Source organism: Nocardioides sp. PD653-B2 (assembly GCF_002117935.1).
Classification (GTDB): Bacteria; Actinomycetota; Actinomycetes; order Propionibacteriales; family Nocardioidaceae; genus Nocardioides.
Window position 1 is genome coordinate 1 of the sequence record NZ_BDJE01000040.1, and the last position, 16698, is coordinate 16698.

The following is a 16698-nucleotide window of genomic DNA, read 5'->3' on the forward strand; positions in this document are numbered from 1 at the left end:
CTGGCGCCTGTCTCGAAACCCCGGGGACCCAGGCAGGCGCGGGGGCTGCGGGGGTTTCGAGACGGTTGCTGCGCAACCTCCTCAACCACCGATACTCTCTCGAAACCCCTGTGGACAAAGGCGAAACACTGTTACCAGACCGTTACCCCCAACCCCTGTTGTCCACAGGATTTCAGGGCCTGATTGTCGGTGGTCCCTGGTTGAGTGATGGGTATGGCGACCAGCACGCACACCGCACCACGACACCCGGTGTCGCGGGCTGCCGTGCGGCTGAGTGCCCTCATCGACGAGGTGACCCAGACACCGATGTGGTCGATGGACCCGGACGAGGCCGCCGCGACCCTGATCGCCTACACCGAGCTCGAAGCCCGAGTCACCGAGCTGAAGCTCCGCGTCGCCGCCCACGCCGACGAAGCCCAGGTCGGCGAGGCCTCCGGTGCGACCTCGACGGCCGTGTGGTGGGCGCACGCCACCCACCAGACCCGGCGTGAGGCGATCCGGCAGATGGGTCTCGCCGCCGCGCTCTCTGCCGGTCACGAACCCGTGCGGGTGGCGCTGGCCGCCGGTGATCTGGTCCTCGAGCAGGCCCAGGTCATCGTCCACGCGGTCGAGCAGCTCCCCGCCGACCTCGACACCGCTTTGGTCGAACAGGCCGAACGGCACCTGGTCGCCGAAGCACGCCACCACGACGCGAAGACGCTGCGCATCCTCGGGCGGCGGCTCTTCGAGGTCATCGCCCCCGACCAGGCCGACGAACGCGAAGCGAAACTGCTGGAACGCGAAGAACGCGCGGCCCAGGAGTCGCTCCGGTTCACGATGGCCGAGGACGGCCACGGCCGCGTGCACGGCCGGTTCACCCTCGACGCCCTCACCGGCGCCATGCTCAAGAAAGCACTCCTCGCGATCGCCGCACCCAAACACCAAGCCACCCAAGGCCCCCTCGGTGAGCGACGACCGGGACCCGAACGCATGGGCCGGGCGTTCGCCGAGCTCATCCAGCGCTACCCCGTCGACCAGCTCCCGAACACGGGCGGCCTCAACGCCACCGTGGTCGTGACCATGACCCTCGAGACCCTGGAGGGCCGCCTGCAGGCCGCCCACCTGGACACCGGCGAACACCTCTCCCCCGGACTCGCCCGACGCCTCGCCTGCGAAGCCGGCATCATCCCCGCCGTCCTCGGCGGACCCTCCGAGGTGTTGGACGTCGGCCGCAAAACCCGCTTCCACACCACCCCCATGCGCATCGCCATGGCCCTCCGAGACCAGGGCTGCACCACCACCGGCTGCGACTGGCCACCCGGCCTGTGCCACGCCCACCACGACCACCCCTGGTCGAAGGGCGGAGGCACGAGCGCGAAAACCGGGCGACTGCTCTGCCCCAAGCACCACACCAGGGCACACGACCCCAGTTACACCATGACCAAGCTCCCCGGCGGCAAGGTCGCCTTCACCCGGCGCCAATAGGCCGACCGCCCCAACCCCCGCACCCACACACGAACCGGGTCCCACCTGGCCCCGTTGTCAGCCTGTCGGCCGCAACCCGAAGCGACCCGCAGCCCGCGCCAGGAGGGCGGCTGCCGACAAATCACCAAGAGGGATGCTCAGCCAAGCACTTCCTCCTTGGCTGAGCATCCCTCTCACCATCACCGCCGATAGCAACGCCAGGACATCGTGTTCCAGGGATACGCCTCGGCAATTGGGTAACCGCGGGCTCGACAGTAGGCGCCGAAGTTTGGCGACCCCGCGATCGAGATGCCCCATGGGATCGACAGGTCGTAGCAGTACCAGCTTGCCGGGTTCCAGTACCACCAGAACGAGCCGCCGAAGTGGCCTTGGCTGCGACATACCGTGACACCGGAGACGGGTAGGTAAGACGCTCGTGCAGCGTGCATGGTCGAACCGCTTCCCGGCGACGTGTCGGCGGCGGCTTGCGAGGGCGTGGGCGAGGCGACAACCACGCTCGCCAAGGCGATCAGCGTGACGATCGCTGATCGCCAGGTCGTCTTCATCGTGCTCAACATTTCTACCTCCCAGGTTGTCGGGCGTGTGTGCCCTTCAACCTCTAAAGTCCGCAGAGGCAGGCGATTTCCGGATCACCGAAGAAAATCTCGATGGGAGGTGGCTCAGGGTTGGTCGAACTACCCACCGACGACGAGATCGACCGGTTCGCAGACTTCCTCATCGACCGTCTGCCACGAGCTACCCGCGTGGCACAACGAGTGACCGGTTCGTTTGATCTGGCTGAGGACGCTGTGGCGATGGCGATCGACCACCTCATCAAGAGGTACGCGCGCGGTGGTCGCTTCCCGTCGCTGCCCAGCGAGCTGGAGGCGTACGTCATGACGACGGTCCGGAATGCGGCCCTCCGGATGCTGAAGACAGAGCGTGCACGCGTACTCGCCGAGTCCCAAGCAACCATCGACGCACTACGAACCAATGCCGGCGTATCGTCAGAGGTTCGGAGACTCCTCAATCACATCCCCGACCTTCCGGTGAACGAATACCTGCCAGTCTTGATGGTTGACCTGTGGGGTTTCACTCTGAAAGAGACCGCCGAGGCTCTGGGCTGCGGCATCTCGACCGTGGCCGATCGAAAGGCGAGGGCTCACCGCCGCCTCCGAGACTGGATGATGGGAGTGCCGGTCCGATGACAGGCCCCGATGCCGATATCTTCGCCATGTTCGAGGAGATCAGGTCGCTGCTTCGCGCGAACGAGCAGCGCCACAGCGACGAGCGCCCGCCCACAGGCAACCTGGTCGAGGCGGTGCACAACGCCGGCGTCCGCGCGAAGCGGGATCGTCAACGTCGTATCAAGATCGCCCAGCAACTCGACTTGGAACCCGAGGACATCGCCGCCTTTCAAACTCTTGCGGACTCAAACAGGTCGATCAATGTCGCTGCGGACAGGTTGGGGCTGACACCACGCGAGGTTTCGGACATCGCACAAAGGGTGCAGTTCGCGCTGCTCCGAGACGCCGCGGGCCGCAGCCAGTGGACGGACATGCTCGGGTTCGAAGACATGTTGGGGATCGATCCGAGAAGGAAGAACGAAAGCCGGTCTGACACCGCCGAGACAGACTTCGAATAGCCGCAGACACCACGAGGCACGGTCCGACGGCCGTCAGGACTACTCGTCGAGTCCCAGCTGCTCGACGACCCACGTCCAGAGGTGCTGGCGCTCGGCCTCGCCGGTGCGGGTCTTCTTGAGGATCTGCGTCGGTCGCGGGTGCCGGTCGTGCCAGAGGCGGCCACCGGTGGGAGCGGGCTGCGTCGCGGCGAGCCACACGGTGGTGTCCGCACCACCCGCCGCGTCGCGCAGCAGCGGGCCCATCACCTTGTCGAAGGTGGGCAGCGACTCGGTCACGCCCGGGGTGTCCGCCCAGCCGGGGTGGGTGGCGTGCACGTCGACGCCCTCGAACGCCCACTGGCGCTGGAGGATCGGCAGCAGCTCGACCTGCGCGCGCTTGCTGCGGGCGTACGACGTGGCGGGCTTGTACTCGCCCTTCAGGTACTCCGGGTCGTCGTCGCGGAGCCGCTGGGTGTACATCCCGCCCGAGGTCACGAAGATGACCCGTCCGCCGCGCAGCTGCGGCTTGAGCAGCTCGGTCATCAGCACCGGGCCGAGCACGTGCAGCGCCATCGCCATCTCGTGGCCCTGCGGCGACTCGGTGCGCTCGGGTGGCATCGCCCCGGCGTTGTGGACCAGGACGTCGAGGGAGCGGTCACCCAGCTCGGCGGCGAGCTCGGCCGCGAAGCGGCGTACGTCGTCGAGGTCGGCCACGTCGCAGCGGCGCACCTCCAGCGTCGCCAGCGGCCGGGTGGCGGCGATCTCGCGGAGCACCCGCGCGCCCTTGTCGGTGTCCCGGACGGCGAGGATCACCGTCCCGCCCAGGTCGGCCAGGCCCTCGGCGGTCGCGCGCCCGAGCCCGGAGGTCGCCCCCGTGACCACGGAGACCTTGCCGGCCATCGACCCGGGCCTCGGGTCGTCGGGCCAGGTGCGCAGCCGCCGGCGTACGGCCGGCCCGATCACGGTGTAACCGGGCACGACGGTCCGGTCCAGGAGGGTGTCGATGCCGGAGGCCACCCGGGTCGAGATCGGAAGCTGACGCATGCCTCGAACGTAGCCGTCGGCACGTGAAAGCATGCGTCGTGACCTCGTGGCGACCGGTGTGGGACGCGTTCCCCCAAGAACTGCTGGACTTCTGGACCGAGCGGCACCTGTGCACGCTCACGACCCTGCGCGCCGACGGGCGGCCGCACGTCGTCCCGGTCGGGGTCGCGCTCGACCCCGAGGAGCGCTGCGCGTGGGTGATCACGTTCGACTCCTCCCAGAAGGTCCGCAACCTCGCGCACTCCGGGATGCTCGCCGCCTGCCAGGTCGACGGGCGCCGCTGGTCGACGATCGAGGGCACCGGCGCGGTGCTCACCGACGAGACGTCCGTACGGCGAGCCGAGGAGCGTTACGCCAGCCGCTACCGGACGCCCCAGCCCAACCCGCGCCGCGTCGCGGTCCGGATCGAGGTCGAGCGGTTCCTCGTCTCGGCCGCCTTCGCGCCGTCGACCGCCGGATGACAGGCTTGTCCCCATGCACGCGGACAAGCCCGAGCTCGACGACCTCGACCGCGAGATCCTCGAGTTCGAGCGTGACTGGGTGGAGCACGCCGGGGCCAAGGAGACCGCGCTCCGCGAGAGGTTCGACCTCACGTCGGCCCGCTACCACCAGCTGCTGAACACGATCATCGACCTGCCCGCCGCCGAGGCACACGCGCCGCGGCTGGTGCGCCGCCTGCGCCGGCGCCGCGCCGCTCGTCAGGAGCAGCGCAGCGCCCGACGCCACGGCGGGCCGGCCTGACCCGGGCCCCTGCCGGGTTGGGGAGGACGGTCGCCGGGCACAGGCGGGTATGCACAGCCTGCTGCGGCGCCGTCCCGAACCGACCACCGACTACACCTCCAGCCACCTCGGGCGGGGCGAGGACTACGACGAGGGGTTCGCGACCGCACCGCTGCGGGCGATGATGTGGGAGATGGAGCAGGCGGTGCTGCACGACCTGCTCGCCCCGATCGAGGCCGCCACGGTGCTGGACCTCGCCTGCGGGACCGGCCGGATCACCGACCGGCTCGTGCACGAGCTGCCGGGCGCCCAGGTGACCGGCGTCGACGTCGCGGCGTCGATGCTGGAGGTGGCGCGCCGGCGGGTGCCGGGAGCCACCTTCGTCGAGCTCGACGGGCGCGAGCTCACCTCGGTCGTGCCCGCCGGGTCGGTCGACCTGGCGACGGCGTTCCGGTTCTTCCCGAACGCCGACCCCGCGCTGCGCCGCAGCTCGGTCGCGGCGCTCGACGCGGTGCTGCGACCGGGCGGCCACCTCCTGCTCAACAACCACCGCAACTTCTGGTCGTCGTCCTACGTGGTGCGGCGCGCCCGCTCCGGACGGGACGCCCCGGGTGCCACCAACCGCAGCATCGTCGGACCCTTCCTCGACCGCGGCTTCAGCGTCGTGGGCCGGCGCTCGCTGGGCGTGCTCCCCCAATCGGACGAGCGCTGCTACGTGTGCCCGCTGCCGACCGCGGTCCGCCTCGAACGCGCGAACCTGCGCTCCGTCGCCGCCCGGCACACCGCGGGCACCAACACCGTCTGGCTGCTCCGGAAGCGGTCAACCGCGGGTTGAGCCGGTAAGTTCTCCGGGTGTCCGACACCCGCCCTCGCCGTACCTTCGCGGTGATCAGCCACCCCGACGCCGGCAAGTCCACGCTCACCGAGGCCCTCGCCCTGCACGCACGGGTGATCACCGAGGCCGGTGCCGTGCACGGCAAGGGCGGGCGCCGCGCCACCGTGTCCGACTGGATGGACATGGAGAAGGCCCGCGGCATCTCGATCACCTCGGCCGCGCTGCAGTTCGTCTACCGCGACCACGTCGTCAACCTGGTCGACACCCCGGGCCACAGCGACTTCTCCGAGGACACCTACCGGGTGCTCTCCGCGGTCGACTCGGCCGTGATGCTGGTCGACGCGGGCAAGGGGCTCGAGCCGCAGACGCTCAAGCTCTTCAAGGTCTGCGCGCTGCGCGGCATCCCGGTGATCACCGTCATCAACAAGTGGGACCGGCCGGGCCTGTCGGCGCTGGAGCTGATGGACCTGATCGAGCAGCAGATCAAGCTGCGCCCGACGCCGCTGACCTGGCCGGTCGGCGAGGCGGGTGACTTCCGGGGCGTTCTGGACCGCCGTACGGGCGAGTTCGTGAAGTACACCCGCACCGCCGGTGGGGCCACCCGCGCCCCGGAGAAGCGGATGCCCGCGGCCGAGGTCGGTCCCGACGACGCGTCGGTGTGGGAGGCCGCGGTCGAGGAGCACGAGCTCTTGTCGGCCGACGACGCCGACCACGACCAGAAGCGGTTCCTGGCCGGCGAGACCACGCCGGTGATGTTCGCCTCCGCCCTCCAGAACTTCGGCGTCGCGCAGCTCCTCGACCTCCTCCTCGACCTCGCCCCCGCGCCGCACGCGACGCCCGGCGTCGACGGCTCCGTCCGCCAGGTCGAGGACGAGTTCAGCGCGTTCGTCTTCAAGGTGCAGTCCGGCATGAACGCCGCCCACCGCGACCGGCTCGCCTACGCCCGCGTCGTGTCGGGGACCTTCGAGCGCGGCATGATCGTGACCCACGCCGCCAGCGGCCGGCCGTTCGCGACGAAGTACGCCCAGGCCGTCTTCGGCCGTGAGCTCTCCTCGATCGAGGAGGCGCACCCCGGCGACATCATCGGCCTCGTCAACGCCCAGGCGCTGCGGGTCGGCGACACGATGTACGTCGGCGACCCGATCGAGTACCCGCCCGTCCCGAGCTTCGCCCCCGAGCACTTCATGACGGCCACCGCGGCCGACATCGGTCGCTACAAGCAGTTCCGCAAGGGCATCGACCAGATCGACCAGGAGGGCGTCGTCCAGGTGCTGCGCTCCGACCTGCGCGGCGACCAGAGCCCGGTGCTCGCCGCGGTCGGCCCGATGCAGTTCGAGGTCGTGCAGGAGCGGATGACCAACGAGTTCAACTCACCGATCCGGCTGTCCCGGCTCGACTACCAGGTCGCGCGACGCACCGACGCCGACGGCGCCGTCGCCCTGTCCGGCATGCGCGGCGTCGAGGTGCTGCAGCGCTCCGACGGCACCCACCTGGCGCTCTTCGTCGACCAGTGGCGGGCCAACGTCACCGCTCGCGACAACCCGGAGATCATGCTCGAGGCGTTGCCCGCGGGTGGCGGCTGAGCGACGGCGCGTAGGGCTGCCGGATGATCGTGCGCAGCTTCTCCGGCGCGGCCCGGCGCGGGTCTCCGAGGTAGATCTCGTGGTGCTTGTGCTCCTCCGGGTCGCCCAGGGCGAGGCCCTGGTCGCGGAGGAAGGCGTGCAGCCGCTCGATGGTGGGCCCCTCGGCGGCGTACGGCCCCACGTGCAGCACCTGGGCGGCCGGCCCCTCCTCGAAGGTCACCAGCCGGAGCTTCGCGACCGCGGGGAGCGGCTTCTTGTCAGCCACCTCGGCCGCGAGTCGCTCCACGAGCTCGGCCGTGACGGCGGCCGGCTGGCGGATCATCATCGTCCAGTCCCACGCGGACTTGTCGCCGGTCAGGAACGTGCTCACGTCGTCGGCCCACCACAGGCCCTCGAGGGCCGAGACCTTGACGTCCTGGCCGGTCTCTTTCTTCACGGCGAACTTCGCGGCGTACGACACCGCGTAGAGCGCCTGGATCGCCTCGGCGTACGCCGGGCTGGTGTTCGGGTCTCCGTGCCCGTCGACGCACAGGAACGTCAGCGCGGGCACCTCCACCAACCGAGGCGTCGTCGTGGCGCGGTACAGCAACTCGACGGGATCACCCGTCATCGTGGTCGTCATCGGAGCCTCCTCACGATCCATGCTGCTCGCGCGGGAGGGCCGGCACCAGGGTCCTAGGGCCCGAGATCTGACAAGCCGGACGAGCTGACCAGCGCGCTACCGGACGGCTTGTCGCGTGAGGCTGGCCAGCAGGTGGCACGTCTCCAGCAGCAACCGCACGCCGAGCTACGGGCGCTTGCGCTTCAACCGACCCGTCCTGAACCTGCGTCGTCCCCTCTGCCGCCATCGGGCTAGGGAACCGCCCTCCACCCGGGGCGTCGGGCGCTCCTCTCGCTGATCGTCGAGACGCTCGAGGGCAATCGAAGCCAACGCACGGACGGCAACCTCGACCAACTCGTCCGAAGAAACGGAAGAGCCGTCGTGGAAGTCCTCAGGGAGCGGTCGTAGATCCTCCAGATCGCCGACCACCTCGAGGGAATGGTGACGCACGTAGTCGATCGTCGATTGCGCTTCCGCTTCGCACCAGGTGCGCAGCCGCAACGGCATGCGCGGCGGCGGTCCTCCCAGGGGCGCAAGGTGTCGCTGCGCCAGCCAACGCTTGCCCACCGGCACATATTCATGACGGTTGAGCAGGCCACGGGGAATCCGGTCGCGCACCAGTCTGAGCAACTCGGCTTCCGCATACCCGAGTGAGGCGTTCTCGCGGGGTGCGCCGGTAGACAGCCGAGCCGGGTTCACGCCGAGCACCGTGGAGTAGCGCTGCAGGAGCTCCTCGGATGAAGGGCCACTGGGAACGGTGACGACGTGCACCCGATCCAGTGGCACGTACTGTGACCATCTCTCGATCACGTTCTGGACGCCCCGTTCATCCCACCACCGCGCTCCGATGCGGCCCTGCCTGTCGACGACCGCATCGAGGAAGTCGTCAAGGGCCGGGGCTTCACTCCCCTGCTGGATTCGCTGCTGCCAGGTCGAGGGAAGCAGTCGAGCCAGGCTCCGAACCGTCAGCACCAGGTGGACCTCCCGGGGACGACAAGCCTCCAGCAGTCGCTCGATCTGCACCGGTGAGGCTGCCCCCAGTAGCTCATCAGAGACCAGCAACCTCTCCGCCTCCGCGTCTTTGACCTGCTCCGCGAATCTCTCGAGCACGTGCAGTGCGGCGGCTGGATCGCGCTCGGGATGGAGCCCGTCACGGATTGCCAGAGAAAGCCAGAAGGCTTCGCGTCGAGTGGGCGGCGCGAGCGCAAGGCCCTCGAGAGAAAGCTGCTCCGCTGAGTTGTGATAGACGGACTGCAGGTAGCTCGTCCCCGTCTTCGGCATGCCGACGTGGACGTAGATGCTCCCGTTTGTCCCCACCACGACCGCAGCCTATCCGCGGCGTCGTCGACGAGTCCCCCGACGCGATCGCCGCGCACCGGAGGCACCAGAACCTCTCGAGGCTCGGCACGACCCGGACGCGGTCCGCGCCAGCGAACATCCCTCACCAACGAGTTGGCGACCCGCCCTCTCGGAGTGAGCGTGTCCTGGTGGAGCTGAGTGATTCGAACCCCTGGCCTTCTCATTGCGAAGGTGCGCGGACGTCGTTGGCAAGAGCATCACAAAATGTGATGCTGCCCACAGCCGCGATCATCGGGAACGCGGCCACGTGAAACCCACTCGGGAGGGATCAACAATGAAAGCAGTTCGCGCAGCAGTCGTGCTCGGAGTGAGCATGTTCCTCGCCCTCAGTGCCAACCCGGCATGGGCCAACGACTTCCAGGCCACGACCACCGGTGCTCGAGCCAATTGGACCGATGCACCAGACCGGCTCACCGCTACCGACACTGCCGGGGACGGAGATGCGGCCGTTGCCCAGCTGCGTCGACCCAACGGCACGATCGAGACCGTGGTCGCATCTGGGGGATCCGGAACCAGCAACTCGCAGACCTTCTCCGGCATCACCGAAGATGCCGCAATCGAAATCCGGGCATGCCGTCGTAGCGGCGGCGTGATCGTCGGCTGCGGCTCATGGGTCGGAGGGTTCTCCTGACAGGCCCCAGCTTGGAGTGAATAGGCACCCCCACCCTTGCTTGGCGCCTCGACAAACGTCGAGGCGCCAAGTTCGCTCGCTCTCGGCGTGGGGGCCGCTCAAGCATCGATTCAACTTCTCGCGGTTCCGTCGCCGCTGCTCCACGGGCGGAGCGTCCCGGTATACGGGGCGGCGTGCGCCCCCACGCCCAAGGCCTGCGCGACGACCCATCTGGCTGCGCTCCCAGCCGTGACGCATCACCACCCGTCGCGGCGGGTCCAATTCGACGTGGCGGCCGAGCATGGTCGAGCCGTCTTCGAACCGCCAACGGATCTCACGATCTAGGCGCGTCCCGATCGCCAACCGCGTTCTCCCGATCGTCGAGCGGCTCAACAGGGCGCCGGGGGCCACCGGGGGGCCATCCGCCGGACGCACAAGCGAGTAGCAACGACGAATCCCCCGGGCAATCCGTGCGTTTGCGCTGATCACCCGGAGGATCTCTTTGGTGGAGCTGAGGGGATTCGAACCCCTGACCTTCTCATTGCGAACGAGACGCGCTACCAACTGCGCCACAGCCCCAGATTCACGCCCCGAGGGACGCGGTGGGAAACGTTAGCACCCGCCCCGCGGGTCCACCGAATCGGTTCGGAGCACCGTGTCTCAGGGGACCAGGACGCCCTCGATCCGCTCCAGGGCGTGGCGTGCGTAGCCCGTCCACATCCGTGCGAAGACCGGCATCGCGAGCCTGCCGAGGCGGCCGCGCGGGTGCACCGTCCAGGCCCAGGTGATGCGGACGCCGGTGCCCGCGGGCTCGAAGCTCCACCTCCCCGCGACCTCGGTGACGAACGGCTTCATCGGGCCGGTGACGTCGGAGAGCCGGTAGCCGAAGGAGTGCGGGCGTTCGACGCGCGTGAGGGTCTCGCGGATGCTGCCACCGTCGGCGAGCTCGATCGTCCGGGTCTGGCCGACGCTGCCCCAGGCGCCCTGCTGGTCGCGGACCTCGCGGACCGCCGGGAACACGGCGTACCGCTGGGAGAGCAGCTCCGCCAGCGGCATCGGCAGCACGATGTCGTAGGCGTGCTCGACACTGACCGGGTAGGTGCGGGACGACGCGAGCTCGAGGACCATGCCGCCAGATTACGAGCCGAGGGCGCGGTGCTCGTCGCCGTCGCGGCGGGCCTTGCGCGCGGCCTTCTCGGCGGCGTCGGCCTCGCGGGCGATCTGGGCGTCGGCGTCGGTGCGACCGGAGGTCCACACGCCGGTGTCGTCGAGGTCGATGGTGCGGACGGTGCGACGGGCCGCCGCCGGCTTCGTGACGTACGTCGGGAGCGTGACGGGCACCGGGTCCCACAGGGCCGGGTCGACCGGGGCGATGCCGGCGGACGTGTCGGCCATCGGGTCGACCTCGCCGAGGTCGTCGGCGTCCTCGACGGAGGCGGCGGCGTCCTCGGGAGCCTCGACCGGCTCCTCGGTCCCGGGCACCTCCACCGGCATCCGGCCGGCCGGGCGGAGCGCCTTGCGCTCCCCCTTGACCATGATCCGGCAGGCGACCAGCCAGGCGACCAGGACGCCGACCGGGATCGCGACGTACGCCCAGCTGATGACCGCGAAGGCCGCGACCGCGACGACCGCGACCGTGGCGACGAGGATCAGGGCGAGCACGTTGCGGCGGCGCTTCGTGGCGCGCGACGCGGCGGCGCGGCGGGCGCGCAGCTGGCCCGGCGTGAGCTCCGGAGCCGGCGCCTCGGCCACCGGCTCGGGCCGGGAGGTGGGCTTGGTGACGACGGTGGCCTGCGAGAACGGGCGACCGGGCGTGACGACGAGGCGGGCGCTGCGACGGTTGACGGGCTCCCGGCGCGCGAGCACCCGCATCGTGTGCGAGAACCGGTCGACCGAACGGCTCCGGACCACGTCGTCGTGGTGCTTGAGCGCTTTCGGGACGAGGTAGACGGCCCACGCCACAGCGAGGGCGACGAAGATCAGAGCGCTCAGGTCCACGAGACAGAGGTTATGAGCGATACCCGACCCGGCCGCGGATGTCCACAGGTGTGTCGCAAAATCACTCGTGTGACTCGTGTGGTTTGAGCCGCGCCAACATGCCCTCGGGACACTCGTCGACGGTGACGGCGTAGATGCGGTGGTCGCGCCAGGACCCGTCGATGTGCAGGAACCGCGGGGCGTAGCCGATCTCGCGCAGGCCGAGCTTCTCCACGACGCGCAGGGAGTTGGAGTTCTCCGGCCGGATCGCGATCTCGATCCGGTGCAGCTTGGCGATCACGAAGCAGTGGTCGATGACCATCGCGACCGCGCGCGGCATCACCCCGCGGCCGGCGTACTCGCGGTCGAGCCAGTAGCCGATCGACGCGAACTGCGCCGACCCGCGCACGATGTTGTTGACGGTGATCTGCCCCGCGAAGTGGCCGTCCACCTCCACGGCGAACGGGTACGTCGTGCCCGCGCGGGCCTGCTTGTGCAGCCGCCAGACCAGCGAGCGGAACGTCGACGGCCGCGCGTCGGAGCCGGGCGGGACGGTCGCGTCCCAGGGCCGGAGCCAGGTGGCGTTGCGGCGCCGGGACTCACGCCAGGCGCGGGCGTCGGAGTAGGCGAGCGGGCGCACCGTGACGTCCTCCGAGGACAGCCAGACCGGCCACCCGCTCAATGGTCGCTCCCGACGCTCCGGCTCAATGGTCGCTCCCGACGACCTGTTCTGCTGCGTGCACGAGGACCGGCCGGAGCACGGTCAGGCCGTCCTTCACACCGCCCCGCGAGCCCGGCAGGTTGACCACGAGACAGCTGCCGACCACGCCGGCCAGGCCGCGCGAGAGCACCGCGGTCGGCACGCCCTGGGCGACGCCGTGGGCACGGATGGCCTCCGCGATGCCCGGCACCTCGAAGTCGAGCAGGGGGCGGGTGACCTCCGGCGTCCGGTCGGTGGGGGTCAGGCCGGTGCCACCGGTGGTGAGGACGACGCGGGCGCCGCCCTCGGCGGCGGCGGCGATCGCGGCGCCGACCGGGTCACCGTCGGGCACCACGACGGGCGGGTCGACGGCGAAGCCGAGCTCGCGGAGGAAGTCCACGATCAGCGGGCCGGTCGTGTCGTCGTACACCCCGGCCGCGGCACGGTTGGAGGCGACGACCACCTCGGCGCGCATCACGCGCGCGCCCAGTCGCCGGACTTGCCGCCGGTCTTGCTCTCGACGCGGACGTCGGTGATCACCGCGCCCTTGTCGACGGCCTTGACCATGTCGACCACGGTGAGCGCGGCGACCGAGACCGCGGTCAGCGCCTCCATCTCGACGCCGGTGCGGTCGGTGGTGCGGACCGTCGCCACGATCTCGACGGCGTCATCGGCGATGGAGAGGTCGAGTGTCACGCCCGAGATCGCGAGCGGGTGGCAGAGCGGGATCAGTGCGGGGGTCTGCTTGGCCCCCATGATCCCGGCGATCCGCGCGACCGCGAGCGCGTCGCCCTTCGGGACGCCCTCGCCGCGCAGCAGCGCGACCACCTCGGCGGAGACCAGCACCCGGCCGGACGCGGACGCCGTGCGCGCCGTGACGTCCTTCCCCGAGACGTCGACCATCCGCGCCGCCCCGGACTCGTCGACGTGGGTCAGCCGCGGTTCGCTCATCTCTAGAACTCCTCGTCGAGCCTCAGCACCGGCACCAGCTCGCCGGCCGGGACCGAGGTGACGTCCTCGGGCACCACGACCAGCGCGTTGGACGATGCCAGATCGCCGATCAGGTGGGAACCGTGTCCGCCGACGGGCGCGACGTGCGGGCCGGCGCTGTCGACGGCGTACTCCCCGCGCACGAACTGACGGCGCCCCTCCGGCGACGAGATCGTGTGGGTGAGCCGGGCCGGGGTGGTCGGGCGCGAGTACGGCAGCTTGCCCATCATCTTGCGGATCGCGGGCAGCACGAACTGCTCGAAGGAGACGTACGACGACACCGGGTTGCCCGGCAGCGTGAAGATCGGGGTGCGGTCCTCGCCGACGTGGCCGAAGCCCTGGGGCTTGCCGGGCTGCATGCCGACGCCGCCGAACCAGACCGTGCCGAGCGGCAGGAGCGCCTCCTTGACGACGTCGAAGTCGCCCTGCGAGACACCGCCGCTCGTGATGACGATGTCGGCGCGCACGAGCTGGTCGTGGAGCGCGTCGAGGAAGGCGCGGGGCTCGTCGGGGACGATCCCGACCCGGTAGGCGATCGCCCCGGCCTTGCGCGCCGCGGCCGCGAGGAGGAACGAGTTGCCGTCGTAGATCGAGTCGTGGCCGAGCTCCGTGCCGGGCTCGCGCAGCTCGGAGCCGGTGGAGATGACGACCACCCGGGGGCGCGGGCGCGAGCGCACGGTGGCCCGGCCGACCGCCGCGAGCAGGCCGAGGTGACGCGGCCCGAGGACCGTGCCGTGCTCGACGAGCACGTCACCGGCGGTGACGTCCTCACCCGCCGCGCGGATGTGCTGGCCGAGCGTGGGTGCCCGGTCGATCCGCACCTGGGCGACGCCCCGGTCGGTCCACTCGTAGGGCACGACGCTGTCGGCACCGACCGGCATCGGAGCGCCGGTCATGATCTTGACGGCGGTGCCCGGCGACATGGCCAGCAGCTGCGCCTGCCCGGCGCCGATCTCGCCGACGACCGGCAGCTGGACCGGCGACGACTCGGTGGCGGACGCGACGTCGGCGAGGCAGACGGCGTACCCGTCCATCGCGGAGTTGTCGAACGACGGCAGCGCGATCGGGGCGACCACGTCCTCGGCCACGGCCAGGCCGAGCGACTCCATCAGCGGCTGCGGGAAGTCGGGGAGCGCCTCGACGCCGTCGAGGATCCGCGCGAGGTGGTCGTCGACGGAGGTGACGGTGCTGCTGGCGGGACCGGCGGGGGCGTCAGCCATCGGAGAGGACGGTGTCGGGGTCGACGCGCTGGGCCGACGCGGCCTCGAGCGTCACGTCGCCGACGACCTGCACCCCGCCGGCGAAGGTCCAGTCGCCCTCGACCCGCAGCGAGCTGGCCTTCTTCATCGACGGCGCGCCGTGCGGGAAACGCTTGTCGAAGTCGCCGACCAGCTTGTAGAAGTCGTCGTCGAGATCGACGAACGGGATCTCGACCGCCGTCTGGTCGAGCACGAAGTCCTGACCGATGTCGTAGACGTCGGAGCGCAGCACCAGCAGGTCGTTGGTGGTCTTCACCGGCACGAACCGGTCGCGACCGACCTCGATCAGCCGGGAGCCCTCGAACACCTCGACCGCGGCACCCATCGCGGTCTCGATCTGGATCACCTCGGGCGTGCTCTTGTCGCCGGGGTCGAGGGTCTTGACGTTGCGGATCAGCGGCAGGCCGAGGATGCCCTGACGGACGTCGAGCGCATGCTTCATCGCGGCCAGGTCGAACCACAGGTTGTTGGTCGAGCAGTACTTGTGACGATCGAGGTCGGCCAGCGCGTCCTTGTCGGCGTCGAGCGTCTGCGCGCTCTCGCGCAGGACGATCCGCCCGTCGGACTTGCGGCGGGCGAAGTGGCCGCCCTTGCGGTCCGACGGCGTACGGCGCACGGCCTCGATCGCGAACGGCGCGCCGGACTCGGCGAACCAGCCGGCCACCCGGGCGTCCGGGACCGCGCCCAGGTTGTCGGAGTTGGAGACGAAGACCCGCTCGTATCCGGCCTCGATGAGCCGGTCGAGGAGGCCGGTGCCGCGCAGCGCGGTGTAGAGGTCGCCGTGGCCGGGCGGGCACCACTCGAGGTCGGGGTCCTTCGGCCAGCTCGCCGGCGAGAGGTCCTTCGCCAGCAGCTTGGGCTCCTTGTTCTGCAGGAACTCCAGCGGCAGGCCCTCGACCGGCAGGCTCTCGTAGCGGGCCAGCGCGGCCATGGTGTCGGCCGAGGTGCGGAAGCTGTTCATGAAGATCAGCGGCAGCGTGGCGTCGTACTCCTCACGGAGGTGCAGCACCTGCCGGGCGATGATGTCGAGGAACGACAGCCCACGGCGCACGCACAGCAGCGACTTGGCACGGTCCATGCCCATCGAGGTGCCGAGCCCGCCGTTGAGCTTGATCACCGCGGTCGAGCGGACCGCCTCGGCGGCGACGTCGGGGTCGACCTCGACGCTCGTCAGCGACTCCATCTCGACCGGCTCGATCGAGGACTCCGGCACCATGCCGGTCTCGCCGTGCTCGAGCAGACGGAAGTAGTGCGCGAACGTCTCGATGGCGATCTCGTCCACTCCCGCGGCGGCCATCTTGTCGCGCGCTCGGTTCAAGCCAGCGCTACCCATGTTCACGATCGTAGGCTTCCCGTGTGGCCGCTCCCCAATCACCCGGGCAATCACCCGCCAAGACGGCCGTGCGCGACCGGCTGCTGACCACCCGCAGCCGTCGGTCGCTGGCCGAGGTCGGCGACGCGGCCCGCTCGATCGCCGAGCACCTGCTGGCCACCACCGACCTCCGCCGCGCGGCCTCCGTCGCGGCGTACGTCTCCCTCAACGGCGAGCCCGGCACCGGACCGCTGCTCGACGCGCTCCGGGCCGCGGGCAAGCGGGTGCTGCTGCCGGTGCTGCTGCCCGACGACGACCTCGACTGGGCGGTGTACGGCGGTCCGGACCACCTGGTCTCCGCGCGCCGCGGCCTGCTCGAGCCCGACGGCGAGCCCCTCGGCGTGGACGCCGTCGCGACCGCCGACGTCGTGCTGGTGCCCGGCCTGGCGGTCTCGCCCACCGGCATGCGGCTCGGTCGCGGCGGCGGCTCCTACGACCGCGCCCTGGGCCGGGTGCCGGTCGGCACCTTCACCTGCGTGCTGCTCTACGACGACGAGGTCGGCCGCGACGTCCCCACCGAGCCGCACGACCGCCCCGTGCTCGCGGCCGCCACCCCGTCGGGCGTCATCCGACTGCGGTAG

General features: G+C 70.4%; 20 protein-coding genes and 1 tRNA gene. 9 read left to right on the plus strand and 12 right to left on the minus strand.

The annotated features are described in order from the left end of the window. Positions 1 to 213: 213 nt before the first annotated feature. Positions 214 to 1464, plus strand: coding sequence for an HNH endonuclease signature motif containing protein (locus tag PD653B2_RS16940; RefSeq protein WP_085873575.1), 1251 nt, complete (start codon positions 214 to 216; stop codon positions 1462 to 1464). Positions 1465 to 1643: 179 nt separating this feature from the next. On the opposite strand, the gene PD653B2_RS24625 is transcribed toward PD653B2_RS16940, so the two are convergent. Further along, entirely contained in the window at positions 1644 to 2009 is a 366-nt protein-coding gene (locus PD653B2_RS24625) for a hypothetical protein (protein WP_133059081.1), read from the minus strand. A 120-nt stretch (positions 2010 to 2129) separates the two neighbouring features. On the opposite strand from PD653B2_RS24625, the gene PD653B2_RS16945 reads away from it, so the two are divergent. Continuing rightward, a complete protein-coding gene (locus PD653B2_RS16945; protein WP_165763515.1) occupies positions 2130 to 2651 on the plus strand; it encodes an RNA polymerase sigma factor in 522 nt (173 codons plus the stop codon). A gap of 26 nt (positions 2652 to 2677) precedes the next feature. Continuing rightward, the gene (locus PD653B2_RS16950) at positions 2678 to 3088 is read left to right on the plus strand and encodes a hypothetical protein (protein WP_133059082.1); all 411 of its coding nucleotides are present in this window, start codon (positions 2678 to 2680) and stop codon (positions 3086 to 3088) included. A 39-nt stretch (positions 3089 to 3127) separates the two neighbouring features. On the opposite strand, the gene PD653B2_RS16955 is transcribed toward PD653B2_RS16950, so the two are convergent. After that, complete coding sequence (locus PD653B2_RS16955) at positions 3128 to 4111, minus strand: SDR family NAD(P)-dependent oxidoreductase (RefSeq protein ID WP_207559495.1); 984 nt, start codon at positions 4109 to 4111, stop codon at positions 3128 to 3130. A gap of 38 nt (positions 4112 to 4149) precedes the next feature. Between PD653B2_RS16955 and PD653B2_RS16960 the strand changes: the two genes are divergently transcribed. From PD653B2_RS16960 to PD653B2_RS16975, 4 genes are read left to right on the plus strand one after another with little or no spacing between them, the layout of a single operon-like run. Further along, the gene (locus tag PD653B2_RS16960; RefSeq protein ID WP_085873579.1) at positions 4150 to 4572 is read left to right on the plus strand and encodes a PPOX class F420-dependent oxidoreductase; all 423 of its coding nucleotides are present in this window, start codon (positions 4150 to 4152) and stop codon (positions 4570 to 4572) included. Between the two features lie 13 nt (positions 4573 to 4585). After that, positions 4586 to 4852, plus strand: coding sequence for a DUF3263 domain-containing protein (locus tag PD653B2_RS16965; protein WP_085873580.1), 267 nt, complete (start codon positions 4586 to 4588; stop codon positions 4850 to 4852). A 49-nt stretch (positions 4853 to 4901) separates the two neighbouring features. Then, on the plus strand, positions 4902 to 5666 hold the full coding sequence (locus tag PD653B2_RS16970) for a class I SAM-dependent methyltransferase (RefSeq protein WP_085873581.1): 765 nt from the start codon (positions 4902 to 4904) through the stop codon (positions 5664 to 5666). Positions 5667 to 5683: 17 nt separating this feature from the next. After that, entirely contained in the window at positions 5684 to 7249 is a 1566-nt protein-coding gene (locus tag PD653B2_RS16975) for a peptide chain release factor 3 (RefSeq protein WP_085873582.1), read from the plus strand. Here PD653B2_RS16975 and PD653B2_RS16980 read toward each other — a convergent pair. Further along, positions 7215 to 7871, minus strand: a complete 657-nt coding sequence (locus tag PD653B2_RS16980; RefSeq protein ID WP_242665322.1) for a GyrI-like domain-containing protein — start codon at positions 7869 to 7871, stop codon at positions 7215 to 7217. The genes PD653B2_RS16975 and PD653B2_RS16980 overlap by 35 nt on opposite strands. 165 nt (positions 7872 to 8036) lie before the next feature. Beyond that, positions 8037 to 9170 carry a hypothetical protein gene (locus PD653B2_RS16985; protein WP_085873583.1) on the minus strand — a complete coding sequence of 378 codons (1134 nt, stop codon included), beginning with the start codon at positions 9168 to 9170 and terminating at the stop codon, positions 8037 to 8039. A gap of 352 nt (positions 9171 to 9522) precedes the next feature. Between PD653B2_RS16985 and PD653B2_RS16990 the strand changes: the two genes are divergently transcribed. Beyond that, entirely contained in the window at positions 9523 to 9840 is a 318-nt protein-coding gene (locus PD653B2_RS16990) for a hypothetical protein (protein WP_242665323.1), read from the plus strand. A 482-nt stretch (positions 9841 to 10322) separates the two neighbouring features. On the opposite strand, the gene PD653B2_RS16995 is transcribed toward PD653B2_RS16990, so the two are convergent. The 8 genes from PD653B2_RS16995 to PD653B2_RS17030 all read right to left on the minus strand — a co-directional run bounded on the left by PD653B2_RS16995 (position 10323) and on the right by PD653B2_RS17030 (position 16078). Further along, a tRNA-Ala gene (locus PD653B2_RS16995) sits at positions 10323 to 10398 on the minus strand. Between the two features lie 81 nt (positions 10399 to 10479). Continuing rightward, on the minus strand, positions 10480 to 10947 hold the full coding sequence (locus tag PD653B2_RS17000) for an SRPBCC family protein (protein ID WP_085873585.1): 468 nt from the start codon (positions 10945 to 10947) through the stop codon (positions 10480 to 10482). Between the two features lie 9 nt (positions 10948 to 10956). Beyond that, entirely contained in the window at positions 10957 to 11817 is an 861-nt protein-coding gene (locus tag PD653B2_RS17005; RefSeq protein ID WP_085873586.1) for a hypothetical protein, read from the minus strand. 61 nt (positions 11818 to 11878) lie between these two features. After that, positions 11879 to 12478 (minus strand): GNAT family N-acetyltransferase, encoded by a 600-nt coding sequence (locus PD653B2_RS17010; protein WP_085873587.1) that lies wholly within the window; start codon positions 12476 to 12478, stop codon positions 11879 to 11881. Between the two features lie 22 nt (positions 12479 to 12500). Beyond that, positions 12501 to 12971: a MogA/MoaB family molybdenum cofactor biosynthesis protein gene (locus PD653B2_RS17015; protein WP_207559498.1), complete on the minus strand. Its 471-nt coding sequence runs from the start codon at positions 12969 to 12971 to the stop codon at positions 12501 to 12503. Beyond that, a complete protein-coding gene (moaC, locus tag PD653B2_RS17020; protein WP_085873589.1) occupies positions 12971 to 13447 on the minus strand; it encodes a cyclic pyranopterin monophosphate synthase MoaC in 477 nt (158 codons plus the stop codon). Before moaC ends, PD653B2_RS17015 begins: the two co-directional genes overlap by 1 nt. 2 nt (positions 13448 to 13449) lie before the next feature. After that, on the minus strand, positions 13450 to 14706 hold the full coding sequence (gene glp / locus PD653B2_RS17025; RefSeq protein WP_085873590.1) for a gephyrin-like molybdotransferase Glp: 1257 nt from the start codon (positions 14704 to 14706) through the stop codon (positions 13450 to 13452). Further along, positions 14699 to 16078: a UTP--glucose-1-phosphate uridylyltransferase gene (locus tag PD653B2_RS17030; RefSeq protein WP_085873591.1), complete on the minus strand. Its 1380-nt coding sequence runs from the start codon at positions 16076 to 16078 to the stop codon at positions 14699 to 14701. The genes glp and PD653B2_RS17030 overlap by 8 nt, the downstream gene beginning before the upstream one ends. Positions 16079 to 16101: 23 nt before the next feature. Between PD653B2_RS17030 and PD653B2_RS17035 the strand changes: the two genes are divergently transcribed. After that, a complete protein-coding gene (locus tag PD653B2_RS17035; protein ID WP_085873592.1) occupies positions 16102 to 16698 on the plus strand; it encodes a 5-formyltetrahydrofolate cyclo-ligase in 597 nt (198 codons plus the stop codon).